The 18,991-nt window shown below is 33.0% G+C and carries 22 protein-coding genes; 14 read left to right on the plus strand and 8 right to left on the minus strand.

The window, feature by feature from the left end:
* Window positions 1-24 precede the first annotated feature (24 nt).
* The 5 genes from leuC to leuB all read left to right on the plus strand — a co-directional run bounded on the left by leuC (window position 25) and on the right by leuB (window position 5,241).
* Window positions 25-1,419: a 3-isopropylmalate dehydratase large subunit gene (gene leuC / locus ACFQ0S_RS09480; RefSeq protein WP_379758568.1), complete on the plus strand. Its 1,395-nt coding sequence runs from the start codon at window positions 25-27 to the stop codon at window positions 1,417-1,419.
* A gap of 109 nt (window positions 1,420-1,528) precedes the next feature.
* Window positions 1,529-1,846 carry a GxxExxY protein gene (locus tag ACFQ0S_RS09485; protein WP_379758571.1) on the plus strand — a complete coding sequence of 106 codons (318 nt, stop codon included), beginning with the start codon at window positions 1,529-1,531 and terminating at the stop codon, window positions 1,844-1,846.
* Between the two features lie 67 nt (window positions 1,847-1,913).
* Window positions 1,914-2,510 (plus strand): 3-isopropylmalate dehydratase small subunit, encoded by a 597-nt coding sequence (leuD, locus tag ACFQ0S_RS09490; RefSeq protein WP_379758574.1) that lies wholly within the window; start codon window positions 1,914-1,916, stop codon window positions 2,508-2,510.
* Window positions 2,511-2,621: 111 nt separating this feature from the next.
* Entirely contained in the window at window positions 2,622-4,145 is a 1,524-nt protein-coding gene (locus tag ACFQ0S_RS09495) for an alpha-isopropylmalate synthase regulatory domain-containing protein (protein WP_379758577.1), read from the plus strand.
* 34 nt (window positions 4,146-4,179) lie between these two features.
* Window positions 4,180-5,241, plus strand: coding sequence for a 3-isopropylmalate dehydrogenase (gene leuB / locus ACFQ0S_RS09500; protein ID WP_379758580.1), 1,062 nt, complete (start codon window positions 4,180-4,182; stop codon window positions 5,239-5,241).
* A 110-nt stretch (window positions 5,242-5,351) separates the two neighbouring features.
* On the opposite strand, the gene ACFQ0S_RS09505 is transcribed toward leuB, so the two are convergent.
* A complete protein-coding gene (locus ACFQ0S_RS09505) occupies window positions 5,352-5,714 on the minus strand; it encodes an RNA recognition motif domain-containing protein (protein ID WP_379758583.1) in 363 nt (120 codons plus the stop codon).
* Between the two features lie 144 nt (window positions 5,715-5,858).
* Window positions 5,859-6,353 (minus strand): DUF6252 family protein, encoded by a 495-nt coding sequence (locus ACFQ0S_RS09510; protein ID WP_379758586.1) that lies wholly within the window; start codon window positions 6,351-6,353, stop codon window positions 5,859-5,861.
* Between the two features lie 189 nt (window positions 6,354-6,542).
* Here ACFQ0S_RS09510 and ACFQ0S_RS09515 point away from each other — a divergent pair, with 189 nt between their 5' ends.
* The 6 genes from ACFQ0S_RS09515 (at window position 6,543) to ACFQ0S_RS09540 (ending at window position 11,542) form a co-directional block, all read left to right on the plus strand.
* Entirely contained in the window at window positions 6,543-7,160 is a 618-nt protein-coding gene (locus tag ACFQ0S_RS09515; RefSeq protein WP_379758589.1) for a 30S ribosomal protein S16, read from the plus strand.
* A gap of 15 nt (window positions 7,161-7,175) precedes the next feature.
* Window positions 7,176-7,700 carry a ribosome maturation factor RimM gene (rimM, locus tag ACFQ0S_RS09520; protein WP_379758592.1) on the plus strand — a complete coding sequence of 175 codons (525 nt, stop codon included), beginning with the start codon at window positions 7,176-7,178 and terminating at the stop codon, window positions 7,698-7,700.
* Between the two features lie 140 nt (window positions 7,701-7,840).
* Window positions 7,841-8,503, plus strand: coding sequence for a tRNA1(Val) (adenine(37)-N6)-methyltransferase (locus tag ACFQ0S_RS09525; RefSeq protein ID WP_379758629.1), 663 nt, complete (start codon window positions 7,841-7,843; stop codon window positions 8,501-8,503).
* A gap of 155 nt (window positions 8,504-8,658) precedes the next feature.
* Window positions 8,659-9,837, plus strand: coding sequence for an acyl-CoA dehydrogenase family protein (locus tag ACFQ0S_RS09530; protein ID WP_379758595.1), 1,179 nt, complete (start codon window positions 8,659-8,661; stop codon window positions 9,835-9,837).
* Between the two features lie 120 nt (window positions 9,838-9,957).
* On the plus strand, window positions 9,958-10,740 hold the full coding sequence (locus ACFQ0S_RS09535; RefSeq protein WP_379758597.1) for a DUF3050 domain-containing protein: 783 nt from the start codon (window positions 9,958-9,960) through the stop codon (window positions 10,738-10,740).
* A gap of 70 nt (window positions 10,741-10,810) precedes the next feature.
* Window positions 10,811-11,542, plus strand: a complete 732-nt coding sequence (locus ACFQ0S_RS09540) for an SGNH/GDSL hydrolase family protein (RefSeq protein WP_379758600.1) — start codon at window positions 10,811-10,813, stop codon at window positions 11,540-11,542.
* A 66-nt stretch (window positions 11,543-11,608) separates the two neighbouring features.
* On the opposite strand, the gene ACFQ0S_RS09545 is transcribed toward ACFQ0S_RS09540, so the two are convergent.
* From ACFQ0S_RS09545 to ACFQ0S_RS09560, 4 genes are all read right to left on the minus strand, one after another.
* Window positions 11,609-12,517: a pseudouridine synthase gene (locus ACFQ0S_RS09545; protein WP_379758603.1), complete on the minus strand. Its 909-nt coding sequence runs from the start codon at window positions 12,515-12,517 to the stop codon at window positions 11,609-11,611.
* A 238-nt stretch (window positions 12,518-12,755) separates the two neighbouring features.
* Window positions 12,756-13,676 carry a geranylgeranylglycerol-phosphate geranylgeranyltransferase gene (locus tag ACFQ0S_RS09550; protein WP_379758606.1) on the minus strand — a complete coding sequence of 307 codons (921 nt, stop codon included), beginning with the start codon at window positions 13,674-13,676 and terminating at the stop codon, window positions 12,756-12,758.
* Window positions 13,677-13,709: 33 nt separating this feature from the next.
* Window positions 13,710-14,648: a mevalonate kinase family protein gene (locus tag ACFQ0S_RS09555; RefSeq protein ID WP_379758609.1), complete on the minus strand. Its 939-nt coding sequence runs from the start codon at window positions 14,646-14,648 to the stop codon at window positions 13,710-13,712.
* 5 nt (window positions 14,649-14,653) lie between these two features.
* Window positions 14,654-15,745 (minus strand): diphosphomevalonate/mevalonate 3,5-bisphosphate decarboxylase family protein, encoded by a 1,092-nt coding sequence (locus ACFQ0S_RS09560; RefSeq protein ID WP_379758611.1) that lies wholly within the window; start codon window positions 15,743-15,745, stop codon window positions 14,654-14,656.
* 275 nt (window positions 15,746-16,020) lie between these two features.
* Here ACFQ0S_RS09560 and ACFQ0S_RS09565 point away from each other — a divergent pair, with 275 nt between their 5' ends.
* A complete protein-coding gene (locus ACFQ0S_RS09565) occupies window positions 16,021-16,497 on the plus strand; it encodes a TspO/MBR family protein (RefSeq protein ID WP_379758614.1) in 477 nt (158 codons plus the stop codon).
* 31 nt (window positions 16,498-16,528) lie between these two features.
* Here the strand turns inward: ACFQ0S_RS09565 and ACFQ0S_RS09570 are convergent, their stop codons facing one another.
* Complete coding sequence (locus ACFQ0S_RS09570; protein ID WP_379758617.1) at window positions 16,529-16,723, minus strand: DUF2283 domain-containing protein; 195 nt, start codon at window positions 16,721-16,723, stop codon at window positions 16,529-16,531.
* A 2-nt stretch (window positions 16,724-16,725) separates the two neighbouring features.
* A complete protein-coding gene (locus ACFQ0S_RS09575; protein ID WP_379758620.1) occupies window positions 16,726-16,962 on the minus strand; it encodes a DUF4258 domain-containing protein in 237 nt (78 codons plus the stop codon).
* Between the two features lie 445 nt (window positions 16,963-17,407).
* Between ACFQ0S_RS09575 and ACFQ0S_RS09580 the strand changes: the two genes are divergently transcribed.
* Both ACFQ0S_RS09580 and ACFQ0S_RS09585 read left to right on the plus strand, forming a co-directional pair.
* Entirely contained in the window at window positions 17,408-18,322 is a 915-nt protein-coding gene (locus tag ACFQ0S_RS09580) for a DUF2971 domain-containing protein (protein ID WP_379758623.1), read from the plus strand.
* Between the two features lie 158 nt (window positions 18,323-18,480).
* Window positions 18,481-18,927: a hypothetical protein gene (locus ACFQ0S_RS09585; RefSeq protein ID WP_379758626.1), complete on the plus strand. Its 447-nt coding sequence runs from the start codon at window positions 18,481-18,483 to the stop codon at window positions 18,925-18,927.
* The last annotated feature ends 64 nt before the right edge of the window (window positions 18,928-18,991 follow it).

The following is an 18,991-nucleotide window of genomic DNA, read 5'->3' on the forward strand; positions in this document are numbered from 1 at the left end:
AATATACACTTAAAAATTTTTAAAATGAGTACTACATTATTCGACAAGGTATGGGATTCTCACGTTGTGCGTAAAATAGCAGATGGACCAGATGTGTTTTTTATTGACCGTCATTTCATTCACGAAGTTACAAGTCCTGTTGCTTTTTTAGGTTTAAAAGAAAGAGGAATTTCTGTTTTGTATCCAGAACGCACTTTTGCAACCGCTGATCACAATACACCAACTATAAATCAACACTTGCCAGTTCAAGATGCTTTATCGGCAAATCAGTTAAAAGCTTTAGAAGAAAATTCTAACGAATATGGAATTAGTCACTGGGGTTTAGGAAATAAGAAAAATGGAATCGTACACGTTGTAGGGCCAGAAAACGGAATTACATTGCCAGGAGCTACTATTGTTTGTGGTGATTCTCATACTTCTACACACGGTGCTTTCGGAGCAATTGCTTTCGGAATAGGTACTTCTGAGGTAGAAATGGTGCTTTCTACTCAATGTATTATGCAGCCAAAACCAAAGAAAATGAGAATTAACGTAGTTGGTAAGCTTCAATTTGGAGTAACACCAAAAGACGTTGCTTTATATATTATATCTAAATTATCTACTTCAGGAGCTACGGGTTATTTTGTAGAATATGCTGGTGATGTTTTTGAAACTATGACTATGGAAGGCCGTATGACTGTTTGTAATTTAAGTATTGAAATGGGTGCTCGTGGAGGAATGATAGCTCCTGACCAAACTACTTTCGATTACTTAAAAGGGCGTTTGTATGCTCCTAAAGGGGAAGCGTGGGATACAGCAGTTGCCTACTGGAAAACACTGAAAACGGATGCTGGTGCTACATTTGATCAAGAAATCACTTTTGATGCCGCTGATATTGAACCAATGATAACTTATGGAACCAATCCTGGAATGGGATTAGGAATTTCTAAAAGTATTCCAGATGCAAAAGATGTTGCAGAGGGTGAAGAAACCTATGTAAAATCGTTAGCTTATATGGGGTATAATCAAGGTGAAGCGATGATAGGAAAACAAATAGATTATGTTTTCTTGGGAAGTTGTACTAACGGGCGTATTGAAGATTTTAGAGCTTTTGCATCTATTGTAAAAGGCAGAAAAAAAGCAGATAATGTTACCGCTTGGTTGGTTCCAGGTTCACATGTGGTTGAAGCTCAAATTAAAGAAGAAGGAATTCTTGAAATATTGACTGATGCTGGTTTTGTATTGCGTCAGCCAGGATGTTCGGCTTGTTTGGCTATGAATGACGACAAAGTTCCTGCTGGTAAATATGCGGTAAGTACGTCAAATAGAAATTTTGAAGGACGTCAAGGACCAGGTTCTAGAACATTGTTAGCGAGTCCTTTTATGGCAGCAGCAGCAGCAGTTACTGGAGTTTTAACCGACCCTAGAGAACTTATTTAATTTTTCACCGCAAAGACGCAAAGGCACTAAGAAAAAAGTAAATGAATATTAATAGATATGAAGAACTAGCCAAGCATATTTTTTTAGCTAGTCTTGAGGTTCAAAAATTATGGGGCCAGGATTATTGGAGTCAGTTTATGAAATGTGTCTTTTGAGAGAATTGCAGTTGAGAAATATTTCAGCAGAAAGTCAAGTTGGTATTCCTTTACAATTTAAAGGTTTTGATTTGTTCAAAGAGTACAAAATTGATGTTTTAGTTGAAAATGAAATAATTTTAGAACTAAAATCTGTAGATACAATATTACCAGTACATCAAGCACAAATAATATCTTATCTTAAATTAGCAGATAAAAGAATGGGGTTTTTAATAAATTTTAATGTTCCTATAATTAAAAATGGTTTTAAAAGATTTGTAAATAACTATTGATTTAAATAAATAAAATAAATTAAACAAGGCAAAGCGCCTTTGCGTCTTTGCGGTAAAACAAAATAAAATGGCTTACGATAAATTTAATATACTTACAAGTACTGCAGTACCTCTTTCTATTGAAAATGTAGATACTGACCAAATTATTCCCGCTCGTTTCCTAAAAGCAACTGAACGTGTTGGCTTTGGAGATAATCTTTTTCGTGATTGGAGATATAATAATGACGGTTCTCCAAAATTAGATTTTGTATTAAACAATCCTACCTATAGTGGTAAAATACTTGTTGGAGGTAAAAACTTTGGCTCAGGATCCTCAAGAGAGCATGCAGCGTGGGCAGTTTATGACTACGGATTTAGAGCAGTAGTTTCAAGTTTTTTTGCTGATATTTTTAGAAACAATTGCTTGAATATTGGTGTTTTACCTGTTCAGGTAAGTCCTGAATTTGCGGACAAAATTTTTAAAGCTATTGAAGCTGATCCAAAAACGGAACTAGAAATTAATTTGCCAGAACAAACCATTACGCTTAAATCAACTGGAGAAAAAGAATCTTTTGATATTTCTGGATATAAAAAAGACAATATGATTAATGGGTTTGATGACATTGATTATTTGCAAAACATTAAAGAAGAAATTGTAACATTTGCAGATAAACTATTGATATAAGTTTTTAGCATTCGTTTTAGTATTCAAAATAACAATCCTATATTATTATAAAATAGTATAGGATTATTTTAATTTAAAATAGGGTTTGAGGTAATCCGAAAACTATTCAGCATGGAAAAAAGAAAAATTGAAATAATGGATACAACGCTCCGAGATGGTGAACAAACCTCTGGAGTGTCATTTTCTGCTGTAGAAAAATTAACCATTGCGCAATTATTGCTAGAAGAATTAAATATTGATCGTATCGAAATTGCATCTGCTCGTGTAAGCGAAGGTGAGTTTCAAGCCGTAAAAGGAATTACTTCATGGGCTGAAGAAAAAGGATACGGTAACAGGGTAGAAGTATTGTCGTTTGTAGACGGTGGCGTTTCTATTGAATGGATGAAAAATGCAGGTGCTAAAGTTCAAAATTTATTGACTAAAGGTTCGTTAAACCATTTGACGCATCAATTGAAGAAAACTCCTGAGCAACATTTTGCCGAAATTGCCCAAACGATTCAACTAGCACAAGATAATAATATTGAAACCAATGTTTATTTAGAAGATTGGAGTAATGGCATGAAAAACTCTCCTGATTATGTTTTTCAATATTTAGATTTTTTGGTAACACAGCCTATAAAAAGGATATTATTGCCTGATACTTTAGGCGTTCTAATTCCGTCACAAACATTTGAATTTATTTCTAAAATCACAAAAAAATATCCAGAAATTCATTTTGATTTTCACGCGCACAATGATTACGATTTAAGTGTTGCCAATGTTTTAGAAGCAATAAAAGCTGGGATTAATGGGCTTCATGTTACGGTAAACGGAATGGGAGAACGCGCCGGAAATGCCCCTTTAGAAAGTACAGTTGCTGTTATTAATGACTTTTTGCCTGAGATTAAAATCGATATTAAAGAATCTTCATTGTATTCTGTAAGTAAATTGGTTGAAACTTTTACAGGATACAGAATACCAGCTAATAAACCTATTGTTGGTGATAATGTATTTACTCAAACTGCTGGCATTCATGCTGATGGAGACAACAAAAACAATTTGTATTTTAATGATTTGCTTCCAGAACGTTTCGGCAGAAAGAGAAAGTATGCTTTAGGGAAAACCTCAGGTAAAGCTAATATCGAAAAAAACCTTCAAGAACTTGGGCTAAAACTAAACCCAGAAGACTTAAAATTAGTTACACAACGAATTATCGAGCTTGGAGATAAAAAAGAAACAGTTACCAAAGAAGATTTACCATATATTATTTCTGATGTTTTAGACAGTCAAGCCTATGAAGAAAAAATCACAGTTGAATCTTATGTATTGGTTCATTCAAAAGGATTAAGACCTTCTACGACTTTATGCTTAAAAATAGATGGAGAAATTTTTGAAGAAAATGCGCAAGGTGACGGTCAGTTTGATGCCTTTATGAATGCGCTTTCTAAAATTTACAAAACTAAGAAAATGAATCTGCCTAAGTTGATTGATTATGCTGTTCGCATTCCGCCAGGAAGTAGTTCTGATGCTTTATGTGAAACTATAATTACTTGGACAAATAACGGTAAAGAATTTAAAACTAGAGGATTGGATTCAGACCAAACAGTGGCTGCAATTATAGCAACTCAAAAAATGCTAAATGTAATTATTAATTAAAAAAACAATATAAACACTAAATTTAATACAAGTAATGAAATTAAACATTGCCCTTTTAGCCGGAGACGGAATCGGACCAGAAGTAATCAATGAAGCGGTTAAAGTTTCTGACGCTATTGCAAAAAAATTCAATCATGAAATAGTTTGGACACCTGCACTTACGGGCGCTTGCGCCATTGATGCTGTTGGAGTTCCTTACCCTGATGAAACTCACGAAATTTGTATGAAAGCAGACGCTGTTTTATTTGGAGCTATCGGACATCCTAAATATGATAACGATCCAAGCGCACCTGTTCGTCCAGAACAAGGTTTGTTATTGATGCGTAAAAAATTAGGTTTGTTTGCTAATGTTCGTCCAACTTTTACTTTTCCATCCTTAATTGATAATTCTCCTTTAAAAAGAGAAAGAATCGAAGGAACTGATTTGGTTTTTTTGAGAGAATTGACTGGCGGTATTTATTTTGGAGAAAAAGGGCGAAAAGACGGAGGAGAAACGGCTTTTGACAACTGTGTTTATACTAGAGCAGAGGTTCAACGATTAGCTAAAAAAGGTTTCGAATTGGCAATGACACGTTCTAAAAAATTGTGTTGTGTAGACAAAGCAAACGTTTTGGAAACTTCACGTTTATGGAGAGAAACCGTTCAGGCTATGGAAAAAGACTATCCAGAAGTAACGGTAAGCTATGAATTTGTAGATGCAGTAGCCATGCGATTGGTGCAATGGCCTAACTCATATGATGTGTTAATTACCGAAAATTTATTTGGCGATATCTTAACCGATGAAGCATCTGTAATTTCAGGTTCAATGGGATTAATGCCATCAGCGTCTGTTGGTGAGCATACTTCTTTGTACGAACCAATTCACGGGTCATACCCTCAAGCAACTGGTTTGAATATTGCAAACCCTCTAGCAACGGTATTATCTGCAGCAATGATGTTTGAAGATGCTTTTAAATTAACGGCAGAAGCAGAAGCAATAAGAAGTGTTGTAAATAAATCGTTAGAACAAGGAATTGTTACTGAAGACTTAGCTGTAAAAGGAGCTAAGACATATTCAACTAGTGAAGTTGGAGATTGGTTAGTTGCTAATCTATAAATCAAATCCTTTTTCAACTCCCTCTCCTTTGGAGAGGGCTGTGGTGAGGAAAAACAAAAAAGGTGTCAATGTAAATAGACACCTTTTTTAATATATGATTGAAAAAAATATTAATATCTTCCTCCTCTGTCTCCACCGCCACGGTTATCTCCACCACGGCTGTTTCCTCCACCATAACCACCACGTGAATCACCACCACGGTTGTTGTTGAAACTTCTTCTTTCTCCTTCTGGTTTTGGTTCAGATTTGTTTACAACAATTGCACGTCCTTGAACAGTAGCTCCATTCAATTCGTTGATTGCTTTCTGAGCTTCTTCATCATTTGACATTTCAATAAAACCAAATCCTTTACTTCTTCCAGTAAATTTATCAGTAATAATTTTTACAGAATCTACTGCACCGTAAGCCTCAAAAGACTCTCTTAAATCTGCTTCCTCAATACTGAATGGAAGGCTTCCAACAAAAATGTTCATAATTATTATTTTAAAATAGTATACAAATATACTTATATTTTATTCTAAACTACTATGTATTAGTTTATTTATGACAAGTTTAATTAAAACAAAAAAACCATTTACATCTGTAAATGGTTTTGATAAATATTTTAAATTAATTCTTTATCTATTTACAGGGACTTTGTAAAAATTACCGTACTGAAAATTTACTATTTCTGCTTCTTCAGAAGAGTCATCGGTATTTTTTAAATTAAATCTAAAGGTTCCAGAAATGGTTTGACCATCATATTCTGTTATAGCAATTACTCCAGGGTTGTCAATATTTAAATCTGACTCATAATCTGTTGTAACACCATCAATAGCGAAAGAATAAGTAACATCTCCATTGTTGATTTTGCTTAAATCGTATGGTTCAATTCCGTTTCTTGGACTTACAAATCTAGATGGTAAAGGAATGTTTAATGTCAAAGTTTCATTTATGGTAACCGCTTCAATACTTATGGTACTTGCCGATTCAACAGTAGCTCTTGCATCCGTAGCTCTCCAACTTACATTGTCCTTTACGCTTTGCAATACTCCAGTGTTATTTGTAGATATATCTTGAGTACAAGATGTTAATGCTATCAAAAACAATAAAAAATAGATTCCTTTATTCATTTGTAATTTTATTTATATTACAAAAATAACTTTTTAAAGTAAAAACGGGTAAAAAAAATGTAAAAATTATAATTATTTAACGCACATCAATTAATTGGTTGAGATTATAGTTTGTTTTCTTTAAAAAAAGAGTATCTTTGCGCCCTTAATTAACAGAGGTCGAGTACCTCAAAATTTAATCATAAGATTATGTCAGTAAAAATTAGATTACAAAGACACGGAAAAAAAGGAAAACCTTTTTACTGGGTTGTAGCGGCTGATGCTCGCTCAAAAAGAGATGGAAAATACCTTGAAAAAATAGGTACTTACAATCCAAATACCAATCCTGCAACTATCGATTTAGATTTAGATAGCGCAGTAAAATGGTTGCACAACGGTGCTCAGCCTACAGATACAGCAAAAGCAATCCTTTCATATAAAGGAGCATTATTGAAGCATCACCTTGACGGAGGTATTCGTAAAGGGGCGCTAACTCAAGAACAAGCTGATGCAAAATTAGCGACTTGGTTAGAAGCTAAAGCGGGAAAAGTTGACAACAAAAAAGAAGGTTTATCTAAAGCGCAAGCTGATGCTAAAGCTAAAGCGTTGAAAGCCGAAAAAGAAGTTAATGCTAAACGTTTAGCTGCTGCTGCTCAAGCTGAAGCTGACGCAATAGCTGCTGCTACTCCTGCTGTTGAAGAAGAAGTTGCAGAAGTTGAAGCTGCTACTGAAGAAGTAGTTGCAGAAGCTGAAGTTGCTACTGAAGAAGTAGTTGCTGAAGAAGAAACTCCTGCTGCAGATACAGCTAGCGAAACAACTGAAGCATAAATTTTAGCTGCGACGATGCGTAAAGAAGAGTGTTTCTATTTAGGTAAAATCGCAAAAAAATTTAGTTTTAAAGGTGAAGTCCTAGCGTACTTAGATACAGACGAACCCGAGTTATATGAGAATATGGAATCAGTTTTTGTTGAATTCAACAACAATCTGGTTCCATTTTTTATTGAAAATAGCTCACTACACAAAAATGATTTTCTTCGAATTCGTTTTGAAGATGTAAATAATGAAGAAGAAGCCGACCGATTATTGGGTTGCGCTATCTATTTGCCATTAAAAATGTTGCCAAAACTTACGGGTAACAAATTCTATTTTCACGAAGTGATTGGTTTTGAAATTGAGGACAAACGTTTGGGTGTTTTCGGAATCATTCAATCTGTAAATGATACTTCAGCACAACCTTTATTTGAAGTGTTGAATGGAGAAGTAGAACTCTTAATTCCTATGATTGATGCTTTTTTAGTTAAAATTGATAGGGCTAACAAAAAAGTTGTCATGGATTTGCCAGAAGGCTTAATTGAAATGTATTTATAGATTTTTAGATTAGCTCCGCTTTTAGATAATTAAAAACATCTGCGACTTTATAAGAAATCTAAATCGTCTAATATTCTAAAAAATCTAAGTTGTCTAAATTCCAATTCAAACAATTTTCTATTCAACAAGAACGATGCGCCATGAAAGTTGGAACTGATGGTGTTTTACTTGGTGCTTGGACACCAATAGAAAACAATCCTTTTAGTATTTTAGATATTGGAACTGGAACTGGAATAATTGCTCTGATGCTTGCACAGAGAAGTAATGCTGAGCAAATTGATGCACTAGAAATCGATGAAGAAGCCTACGAACAAGCGGTAGATAATTTTGAAAATTCACCATGGAGCGACAGATTATTTTGCTATCATGCTGGTTTGGATGAATTTATAGACGAACCTGAGCAAGAATATGATATAATTGTTTCTAACCCGCCATTTTACAGTGAAGACTATAAATCAGAAAGTTCCCAGAGAGATTTAGCTCGCTTTCAAGACGCACTGCCTTTTGAGGATTTAATCGAAGCCGCAGATTTATTACTTTCGGAAAACGGCATTTTTTCGGTAATCATTCCTTATAAAGAAGAAGAAAGATTTATTGATTTGTGTGCTGCAGTAGAACTTTTTCCAATAAAAATTACTAGAGTTAAAGGATCACATAAAACCCAAATTATTAGGAGTTTACTCGCTTTTAAACGATTTGAACTCCCTGTTTTAGATGCTAACGAATTGGTTATTGAAATTAGTAGGCATGAATATACGGATGAATATGTTGAGTTGGTTAAGGACTTTTATTTGAAGATGTGATGCTATTATGCTATAGAGTTGAACAAAATTAACTGAAAAAGACGATAATTATAACAATTGTTAATCACTTTGTTAAACTTCTTTATGTAAATTTGTAAAACAATAACTAACAAGTTGGCTTCACTTTACTGAGATGCTTTCGCAATGACTAAACTATGAAACCAGATCTTTTTCAAGCTCCAGATTATTATTTATTAGATGATTTACTTTCAGAAGAACATAAATTAGTTCGTGAAGCTGCCCGTGAATGGGTAAAACGAGAGGTTTCTCCCATCATAGAAGAGTATGCGCAACGTGCTGAATTTCCTAAACAAATTATAAGTGGTTTGGCTGAAATTGGGGCATTTGGACCTTATATTCCAGAGCAATACGGCGGAGCTGGCTTAGACCAAATTTCATACGGTTTAATTATGCAAGAAATAGAACGAGGCGATTCTGGTGTCCGTTCTACAGCTTCAGTGCAGTCTTCATTAGTAATGTATCCTATTTGGAAATACGGAAACGAAGAACAACGGATAAAATATTTACCAAAACTAGCTTCTGGAGAATTTTTGGGTTGTTTTGGCTTGACCGAACCCAATTATGGTTCTGATCCAGGAAGTATGATTACCAATTTCAAAGATATGGGAGACCATTATCTGTTAAATGGTGCAAAAATGTGGATTTCGAATGCGCCTTTTGCAGACATAGCTGTGGTTTGGGCAAAAAACGAAGAGGGTAGAATTCACGGATTGATTGTAGAACGTGGCATGGAAGGTTTTACTACTCCAGAAACTCATAATAAATGGTCGCTTCGTGCTTCTGCAACTGGTGAACTAATTTTTGATAATGTAAAAGTTCCTAAAGAAAATTTGTTACCCAATAAATCTGGACTTGGTGCGCCGCTTGGTTGTTTAGATTCTGCTCGTTATGGCATTGCTTGGGGAGCTATAGGAGCTGCAATGGATTGTTATGATACGGCTTTACGATATGCTAAAGAAAGAATCCAATTTGATAAACCAATAGCAGGGACTCAATTACAACAGAAAAAATTGGCCGAAATGATTACCGAAATTACTAAAGCTCAACTTTTAACTTGGCGTTTAGGAGTTTTAAGAAACGAAGGAAAAGCAACTACCGCTCAAATTTCTATGGCCAAAAGAAACAATGTAGATATGGCAATTCATATCGCTCGTGAGGCAAGACAAATATTGGGTGGAATGGGAATTACAGGCGAATATTCTATTATGCGTCACATGATGAATTTAGAATCGGTAATAACCTACGAAGGGACGCATGACATTCATTTATTGATTACAGGTATGGACATAACAGGAATTCCAGCTTTTAAATGATTAAACAATAAATAAAATTGATACAAAATGCTTCTCTTTCTGGTGAAGCATTTTTATTTTTGTGGTAAATTTAACAAAATCGATTTAGCATATAATTTCGTATATAATTAAAAACTCGCCATGAATATTCAACAAATCAATCAATCAATATTACTTCAAAAAGAGCAATTACTTCATCATTCACTTTATGATAAAGTAAAAACTATTGACGATTTGCATTCTTTTCTAGAAAATCATGTGTTTGCCGTTTGGGATTTTATGTCTTTGTTAAAAGCGTTGCAGTCAAAATTAACTTGTACTACAACGCCATGGTTTGCAACTGAAAATACTGAAACTCGATATCTAATTAATGAAATTGTTTTAGCCGAAGAATCTGATTTGACTATAGATGGAAAAAGGCAAAGTCATTTTGAAATGTATCTTGATGCAATGAAAGATTGTGGTGCAGACACTAACGGAATTCATTCTTTTTTGTCTCAAGTAAGTTCGTTACAAAACATATTCGTAGCTATTAAACAAAGTAATTTGCATCCTAATATTAAAGCTTTTTTAGATTTTACTTTTAGAGTCATTGAAGAAGGAAGAACCCATGAGATTGCAGCGGCGTTTACCTTTGGAAGAGAAGATTTAATTCCGAGTATGTTCACGGAAATATTAAAAAACTTTCAAGCAAATTTTCCTGAAACAGATTTAAGTAAACTGATATATTATTTTGAAAGACATATTGAATTGGATGCAGGTGAACACGGGCCAATGGCGATGCAAATGATTACGGAACTTTGCGGAAATGATTCGAAAAAGTGGAATGAAGTAACAGAAATTTCAATTCAAGCCCTAGAAAAACGTATCGGATTATGGAATGCTATTGAAGAAATGATTTTAGAGAAAGAGGCTGTGGTTTAATACTATAGACCAATTCTTTTTTCTTCATTTACAGATTAAATAAAAATATTTAACGCTAATTACAGAATCTATGAAGACAATATTTAAAGTTGTTTTAGGTTGTTTTTTATTGTTTTCAGGCTTAAGTTGCAGTACCGATTTAGATGATGTTGCTCCTGTAGTTGTTTCAATTCCTGATCCAGACCCAATTCCTGAACCCAAAGCCTATAGCTATTTAGCACTTGGCGACAGTTATACTATTGGAGAAAGCGTATGCGAAACTTGTCGGTTTCCAGAACAACTAAAATCGGGTTTACAAAGTGCATTTCCAAAAGATAGTTTTTCTCTAGAAGTAATTGCCACAACAGGGTGGACTACAACGAATCTAATAAATGCAATCGATACGAAAAATCTTAAACCAAATTATGATTTGGTTACATTGTTAATAGGAGTAAATAATCAATATCAACGCAAACCGTTTTCACTTTATGAACAAGAATTTCCTGAATTAGTAAATACGGCTATTTCGTTAGCAAAAGGTGATAAAACGAATGTAATTGTGGTTTCTATTCCAGATTATGCTTACACTCGATTTGGAAACGGAAATACTTCTATTTCAACACAAATAGACAGTTACAATACATTCGCAAAAGAGTATTGTCTAGAAAATAATATCGCTTTTGTAAACATTACCGATATTACTCGATTAGGGTTAATAGAAACTAATTTGGTTGCTAATGATGGTTTGCATCCTTCAGCAGTTGCTTATGCTAAATTTGTAGAGCGAATTTTACCAATAGCAAAAACAGTTTTATCGCTATAAAATTTAGACTCAAAACAAAAATTCCCGCTATAAAGCAGGAATTTAATTTTTATTTTCGAAAAAAGATTATACATTCTTCAAATTGATAATTTCTTGTTCAGTCAAAAAACGCCAGTTTCCACGAGGTAAATTTTTCTTGGTTAAACCTGCAAATGCGACTCTGTCTATTCTCAAAACATCATAACTGAAATGTTCAAAAATAGCTCGAACTACTTTTACGTTCGAAGATCTTAATTTCAGACCCACTTCGCTTTTAGGTTGGTCGTCTATATAACTTACTTCTTCCACGAAAACGCGATGTCCGTCAAGAACTAAACCTGTACTTATTTTTTCTAAATCTTCGTATTTCAAATTTTTATCTAACGAAACCTGATAAATTTTTGATGATTTCTGATTCGGTAAAGTAAATTTACGAATCATATCTGTATCATTCGTAAACAATAACAAACCGGTCGTATTTTTATCCATTCTACCAACAGCTCCTATTTTTGCAGTTGTAGAGCCTTTAACGAGCTCTAAAACGTTACGAAACTCCTGACCTTCATCTAAAGCCGTCGTGAAATTTTTAGGCTTGTTCAGCAAAATATATTCTTTCTTTTCGGGAGTTAAAACTGCTCCGTCAAAATTTACAATATCGCCAGGCTTTACCATATAACCCATTTCTGTAATTGGATTCCCATTTACTTTTACGTTCCCCGATTGAATATAAATATCAGCATCACGACGAGAACATACACCCGAATTTGCAATGTATTTATTCAAACGAATTTCGTCTGCTACTTTTGGTCTCTTTGGCGCTTGATTTGGTTTTTTTTCAATTTTATCGGTTGCAACAGGAACTATTTTAGTAGTTGTTTTTACTTTTTTTGGCCCTTGAGCACGCTTCTGCATGGCCGGTTTAGGCTTATTAGAACTGGGTCTAGAACTATTGGGTCTAGCGCCATTTCCTTTTTTATTGCCTTCCTTATTATTCATATTAAGTATTATTTATTTTTATAGGAAATATGGAATTCGCAAAAGCTCATTTCATAATATGCTGTAATTTACTTCGTCATTTCGGTCATTATGACCTATTGTGTGCAAATATAGGCAATTAGATTCGGTTTTTAAGGAGCTATTCCTGCTATCCGTTACAATCTACGCCCAAAAGCGTAGGATTTTCAATGCTTTCAGGGCTAACTCAATCGAAAAGATTAGAGTTAATAAGAAAAGTTCAAATAGTCATCAATAATTTTTTACCATTCCACAGGACACTAGGGTCTATGAGAACTATGCAAAAAACACCTGCAACAATAAGGAATTTCAAGGTGTTATGAAGTTGTAAAAATTCCTCTTTTGTGGTAGACTTCCACAAACGTATTCCAAAAAAAATTAGAATAATAAAACAGATATAAAAATAAATATCCATATACCCCACATCAAAAATATTGATTAAAAAATAAACAGGAATAATCGAAAGCAACAACAAAAACGTAATAATTCTTTTCGAGATTACTTCTCCACGAACAATAGGAATGGTCTGGTAATCATTAGCTAAATCGCCTTTGATGTTTTCTAAATCCTTAATCATTTCTCTAACTAGCAACAGTATAAACAAAAAAGCTGCATGAAAAAAAATGACTTCATAAAAATTTTTATAATATAAAAGAATGCCAAAAAAAGGCAATACAGCCAGAAATGCGGCCATAAGATTACCAATCAAAGGGTATTTTTTTATCTTATGCGAATAAAACCAAATCAAGAAAATGTAAACCGAAAAGAAGATAAAAGCCCGGCCAGAAACAAATAAAGCAATCAAAGCCACAAAAAAATTAATGCCAAAATAAACCTGAAGCTTTGTTTTTTGGCTCACCAATCGATCCAAATGAGATTTATTTGGACGATTAATTAAATCTTTTTTGCTATCATAAAAACTATTAATAATATAACCAGAAGCAATAGTTAAACTCGAAGCAACAACTAATATAAAAAGATTAAAATCTAAAAGTACCTCTAAAGCCCTTTTTTCAGTAGCCAGAATAAAAATAGCTGAAAGATATTGAGCCAAAGCAATGATAGGAATATTATATCCTCTAACTACTGAGAACAAACTGACAATTTTTAGTACTAAAAGCTTGTTCTTTCGATTTAACATGGAGAGAAAAAAGAATTAAAGTTTAAAACTTTTTTAGAATTGATATACTACTTCCAATTTATAATCTTTCAATGCCTTTTTTGCTTTTTCTAAATCTTCTGTAAAGCCTAGAATATAACCTCCGCCACCTGAGCCACATAATTTTAGGTAATAATCATTGGTGTCAATGCCGCGTTGCCAAATACCATGAAATTGTTCTGGAATCATGGGTTTAAAATTATTCAGAACTACTTTCGATAATTTTTTGGTGTTTTCAAACAATGATTTCATGTCACCGCCAAGAAAATTTTCTACGCAGGCATCAGTATGTTTTACAAATTGATTTTTTAACATGGCGCGAAAACCTTTGTCTTTAAGGTTTTCCATGAAAATATTTACCATTGGGGCCGTTTCGCCAACAATTCCAGAATCTAACAAAAATACAGCGCCTTTTCCGTCTAAACTTTGTGTTGGGATTCCGGTTGCTTCAATATTGTCTTTAGAATTAATTAAAATTGGAATGCTCAAATAGCTGTTTAAAGGATCTAAACCAGAACTTTTTCCGTGGAAAAAACTCTCCATTTGAGAAAATATATTTTTTAATTGTAAAAGTTTCTCACGAGTTAAATTCTCTAAAACCGTAATTTTATTTTGCGCATATTTATCGTAAATTGCGGCTACAAGTGCACCACTACTTCCTACACCATAGCCTTGCGGAATGCTAGAATCAAAATACATTCCAGTTTCAACATCCGTTTTTAAAGTATTGACATCGAAAGTAACTAATTGAGGTTGCTCGTTTTGCAAAGTCTCTAAATAGGAGACAAAACGTTTCAAACTTTCGTTCGATGCAATTGCTTCTGCTGAAGGATTATCCTCTTTTTTCAGCGCACCGTTATAAAAATTATAAGGAATTGATAAACCCTTTGAGTCACGTATAATTCCGTATTCGCCAAAGAGTAATATTTTAGAGTAAAATAATGGTCCTTTCATATTTTTTAATTTTCAATTTTCAATTGAGCTCCAAAACCAATTTCATCACAAATGTAATGACCATTTTGACAATAGCCAACTAATTCGTCCTGAATAAATTGTAAAACTTTTTCGCAAACGTTTTTTGGGTACAATACATGCACATTAGCTCCGGCGTCAAGTGTAAAACAAACGGGGATTTTTGTTTCATTTCTAAACTTCCAAACAGCATTTATAATTTCCAATGTGTTAGGTTTCATTAAAATAAAATAAGGCATCGAAGTCATCATCATGGCATGTAATGTCAAGGCTTCACTTTCTACAATTTTGATGAATTCGTCAAGATTTCCGTTTTGAAGTATTATAGAAAGTTTATCTAAATTGTCATGCGCTTGAGCAAACCGCCTTTCGGCAAAAGGATGGTTGTGCATTAAATCATGTCCAACAGTACTCGAAACTTGCTTTTCGCCTTTATCCACAAGTAAAATAGTGTCTTGGTAATTCCTGAAATTGTCATGAATGGTATTCGGAAATTCGACTCCAAACAAATCAGAACTTCCTTTTGTATTGTTATGATTGCCCCAAACTACAACACTGCCTTTTACGCTTCTGCAAGCGCTTCCTGAGCCTAAACGCGCCAAAAAAGAGGCTTTTTGATATAAATAATCATCTGTCATTTCAGGATGTAAAGCTTTTTCTAAACTCATAAAATTCATTGCCAATGCTGCCATTCCTGATGCTGATGAAGCAATTCCGGAACTGTGGGGAAATGTGTTTTGGGTATCAATCGTAAAATGATAGTTTTTCAAAAATGGCAAATAGAGTTCTATTCGTTCCAGAAATTTTTCGATTTTTGGTTTGAAATCTTCTTTAGGTTTTCCTTCAAAAAGCAAATCAAAAGAGAAATTTCCGTTGTTTTCTTTTTTGGAAAAACCCAATTTGGTAATTGTTTTACAATGATTCAAAGTAAAACTTATTGATGGATTCGCTGGAATTTGCTTGTCTTTTTTCCCCCAATATTTCACCAAAGCAATATTACTGGGTGCGCTCCAAGTGAAGCTTCCTTGGTCTATAGTAGCAGAATAAGTTTCTGGAATAAAATCGTTTGCTAAAAACATGAATTGTAAAATTTATGCAAAGATACTTTTTTTGATTTATACGTTCTTTATTGTTCTCAAATTAAGTTTAAAACTATCTACATTAATCCATCTTGTTTTGAGCTTATAAAAAATATTTACCGCAAATTCGCAAATTATTTTTGTAATGGCATTTTTTAATTTGCGAATTTGCGGTTTAATTTTTCGTTTTTGACCAAACAGAATTTCAGTCTGCATAAATATAGTTCATTTGTAGAATCGCAATAAATTTGACTAAATTTGATGAAAATTGCATTATGAACAAATACGTAAAAATTCTAATTTTTGTCTTGACTTGTGTGGCTATAGGATATATCTCAGGAATGGTAACCCGCTCTAGTGTTTTAACTTGGTTTCCCACTTTAATAAAACCGAGTTTTAATCCTCCAAGTTGGGTTTTTGCACCGGTTTGGAGTACCCTATACATCATGATGGGAATTGCGGCAGGTTTGGTTTGGAATCGCATTGATTTTGAACGAGAAGCCGTTAGAAAAGCTTTGATTTTTTTCGTAATTCAATTGGGATTGAATGCCTTGTGGTCGCTTTTATTTTTTGGATTGCGAAACCCCATGTTAGCGGGCATCGAAATTATCTTGCTTTGGTTGATGATTTATGAAACCTACATCAAATTTGGAAAAATTGACAAAATTGCGGGCTATTTGTTTATTCCGTATTTGCTTTGGGTGAGTTTTGCCAGTGTTTTAAATATTAGTATTTGGTGGTTGAATAGGTAGTTTTTAGATTTAGTGAATATAAAATTTATAATTATGCCACTTCATATTCAACTTTAGCAGGGTTTATAGAAGACTTGGAAGCATTTAAGATTTCTATTCCAACAAGGTTTCCTGATTTGGAATAATCTAAAACAAATCCTTTTTTATCTTCGTCTGACTCTTCAATTACTTCATCGCTTAAAGTGATGTAGAGTATATCTGTTTCTTTATCATACTTAACTTTCATAATTACAAATATTTAGTGATTTTAGAAGTCCTGTAAACTGTTTTTATTAATGATGGATTTTTGTTGTTATTGATAAAAACCCGATATAAATGATTTTCTACTACTTTTTGAAAAATTTGTTGATTTTCGTCTTCTATAATTATTTTATCAGGTTTGTTAATAACCATTTCAACTATTTCCTTAGAAATTGAACGCATTTTTATTTGTTCTAAACTATGATTAGAGAATTCAAATAACATAGAATTATTTATTTCAAAACAAATATACTTTTTTTAAAGATATCTAACAAAAGTTTTTCGTAAGGTAAATAAAAATGATTACATGAAACAAAATGATCCTAAGAATTTCTTCGCTACTCAAAATCTCCTAATATCGGAATAAATAAAATAAAATATTTCTCTTTACTTTGCTCTGCATAATATGCTCACTTAGGACCATTTTAATTTGGTTTAAAACAAGTTCCATTCCTATTCCTTTTTGTGGCAGTTTTTTCAAAATGATTTTTTTGCCACAAAACGTGTAACATTTTTTTTAAAATGATTTTTTTGTTACAACAATTGTGACTTTTTTTTTCAGTTTGAAAATTTTGTCACCCGTTTTGAAAGTTAATTTATATATTTGGGAAAGATAGACATTGGTAATTATTAGACCTACTAACCTAGATAAGGATTATTAGGTCTGAAAATGTCAATAGTATGTATAAGTTATGGTACATTTAAAGAACACACTTCAGTGATAGTTGACAGAGTTTACAAACCGAAACGAAACGAATTACTTTATCATTATTGTGATGCAAGTACATTTCATGCTATTTGTACAAATAAAACTATTCGCTTATGTGATTTATTTACGATGAATGATTACTTAGAAATGCACTGGGGATATTCAATTTGGGAAAAAGCCGCAACTGAATTGTTAACGGAAGTTGGCGAAGAATTTTTAGATGCAATTGATCATATAATACATTTTTCAGGAAGTTGGGGCTTACTACTTGCTTCTTGCTTTTCATTAGATGGAGATGTTTTAAGTCAATGGCGAGCATACGCAGAGGATGGTAATGGTTATGCGATAGGATTTAAAGCTCAGGATTTGAAAAAACTGTCTGTTAGAGCTCTAAAAGTTAAATATAAAGAGAAAAAGCAAATTGAAGAAGTCAAAAAAGTTGTCAAAGCAATTTTTGAAGTTGAACAATCTTTGCCAAAAGAAGAAAAATTTGGTGAAGGATTCGTCGAACTTTGTACATTGCTTTCTTTTGATTCTGCTTCCTACAAAAATCCAGCTTTTTCCGAAGAAAAAGAAATTCGATTAGTTCATCTATTGAATTTTGAAAAAAGTAATGATTCCCTAAAAATTGTTGATAGAGGCGGAACTGCGTTTGGAAAAGACCATAAAGGTCAAGAAGTAAAATTTTTAATGTCTCAAAATGCTCCTAAAACTTATATGGATTTAGATTTTTCGAATAATGGAATTGTATTTCCAATAAAAGAAGTTATAATCGGTCCAAAAAATTCTGTTTTGTCATCAGCTATTTCAACATACTTGGAAACTCTAAACATTCCAAACGTTGTGATTAGAAAGTCAAAAGCCTCATATAGATAAACGTCTCATAACAGCCAATAAGCTCACTTGCTAACTTTTCGGTTTCTTGAATGTTTATTTTCCTAACTTTGCCTGCGATAATAAATAATTTAATTTCAATAAATTGCCAAGACCTTTAGCATGGAAACTTTAGGAGTAACTAAACCAAAAATATTAAATTGAAAGACATAATAAAATACATACCAATCTCAACAATTCTCTTGACATATTTATTCGTTTGCGGTTCTTTGTATCTTATAGGTTTTTGGAGTACTTTTGACATTAATGTCTTTAGTCTAATTTCAATATATGATATACCAAAAAACTTTGTATATCCATTAATGATTTCACAAGCCTACTTTGTTGTTAATATGATAACTGGTCAGTATTTTTTACATTCTTATTTAAACAATGATTCTGAAAATAAAGATTTTTTTGTTGAAATAAATGAAGACTGGTCACATAAAAAGAAAGTGTTTATTAGTATAATTAGTTCAATACCATTATGGATTATCCTTGTGACAGGTTTATTATCAATTTTTATAGAAAATCATAGTCAAAGTATTTTTTATTGGGAAATAGTATGTCTAATATTTTCTTATTATTTATTAACCCGTTGGGTGTAATTATTTGAAGTAAAAAATACTGATTAGATATTGCTCAAGATACTGAAATTCAGTATCTTGAAGT

It is taken from the genome of Flavobacterium myungsuense, assembly GCF_042677265.1.
Lineage (GTDB): Bacteria > Bacteroidota > Bacteroidia > Flavobacteriales > Flavobacteriaceae > Flavobacterium > Flavobacterium myungsuense.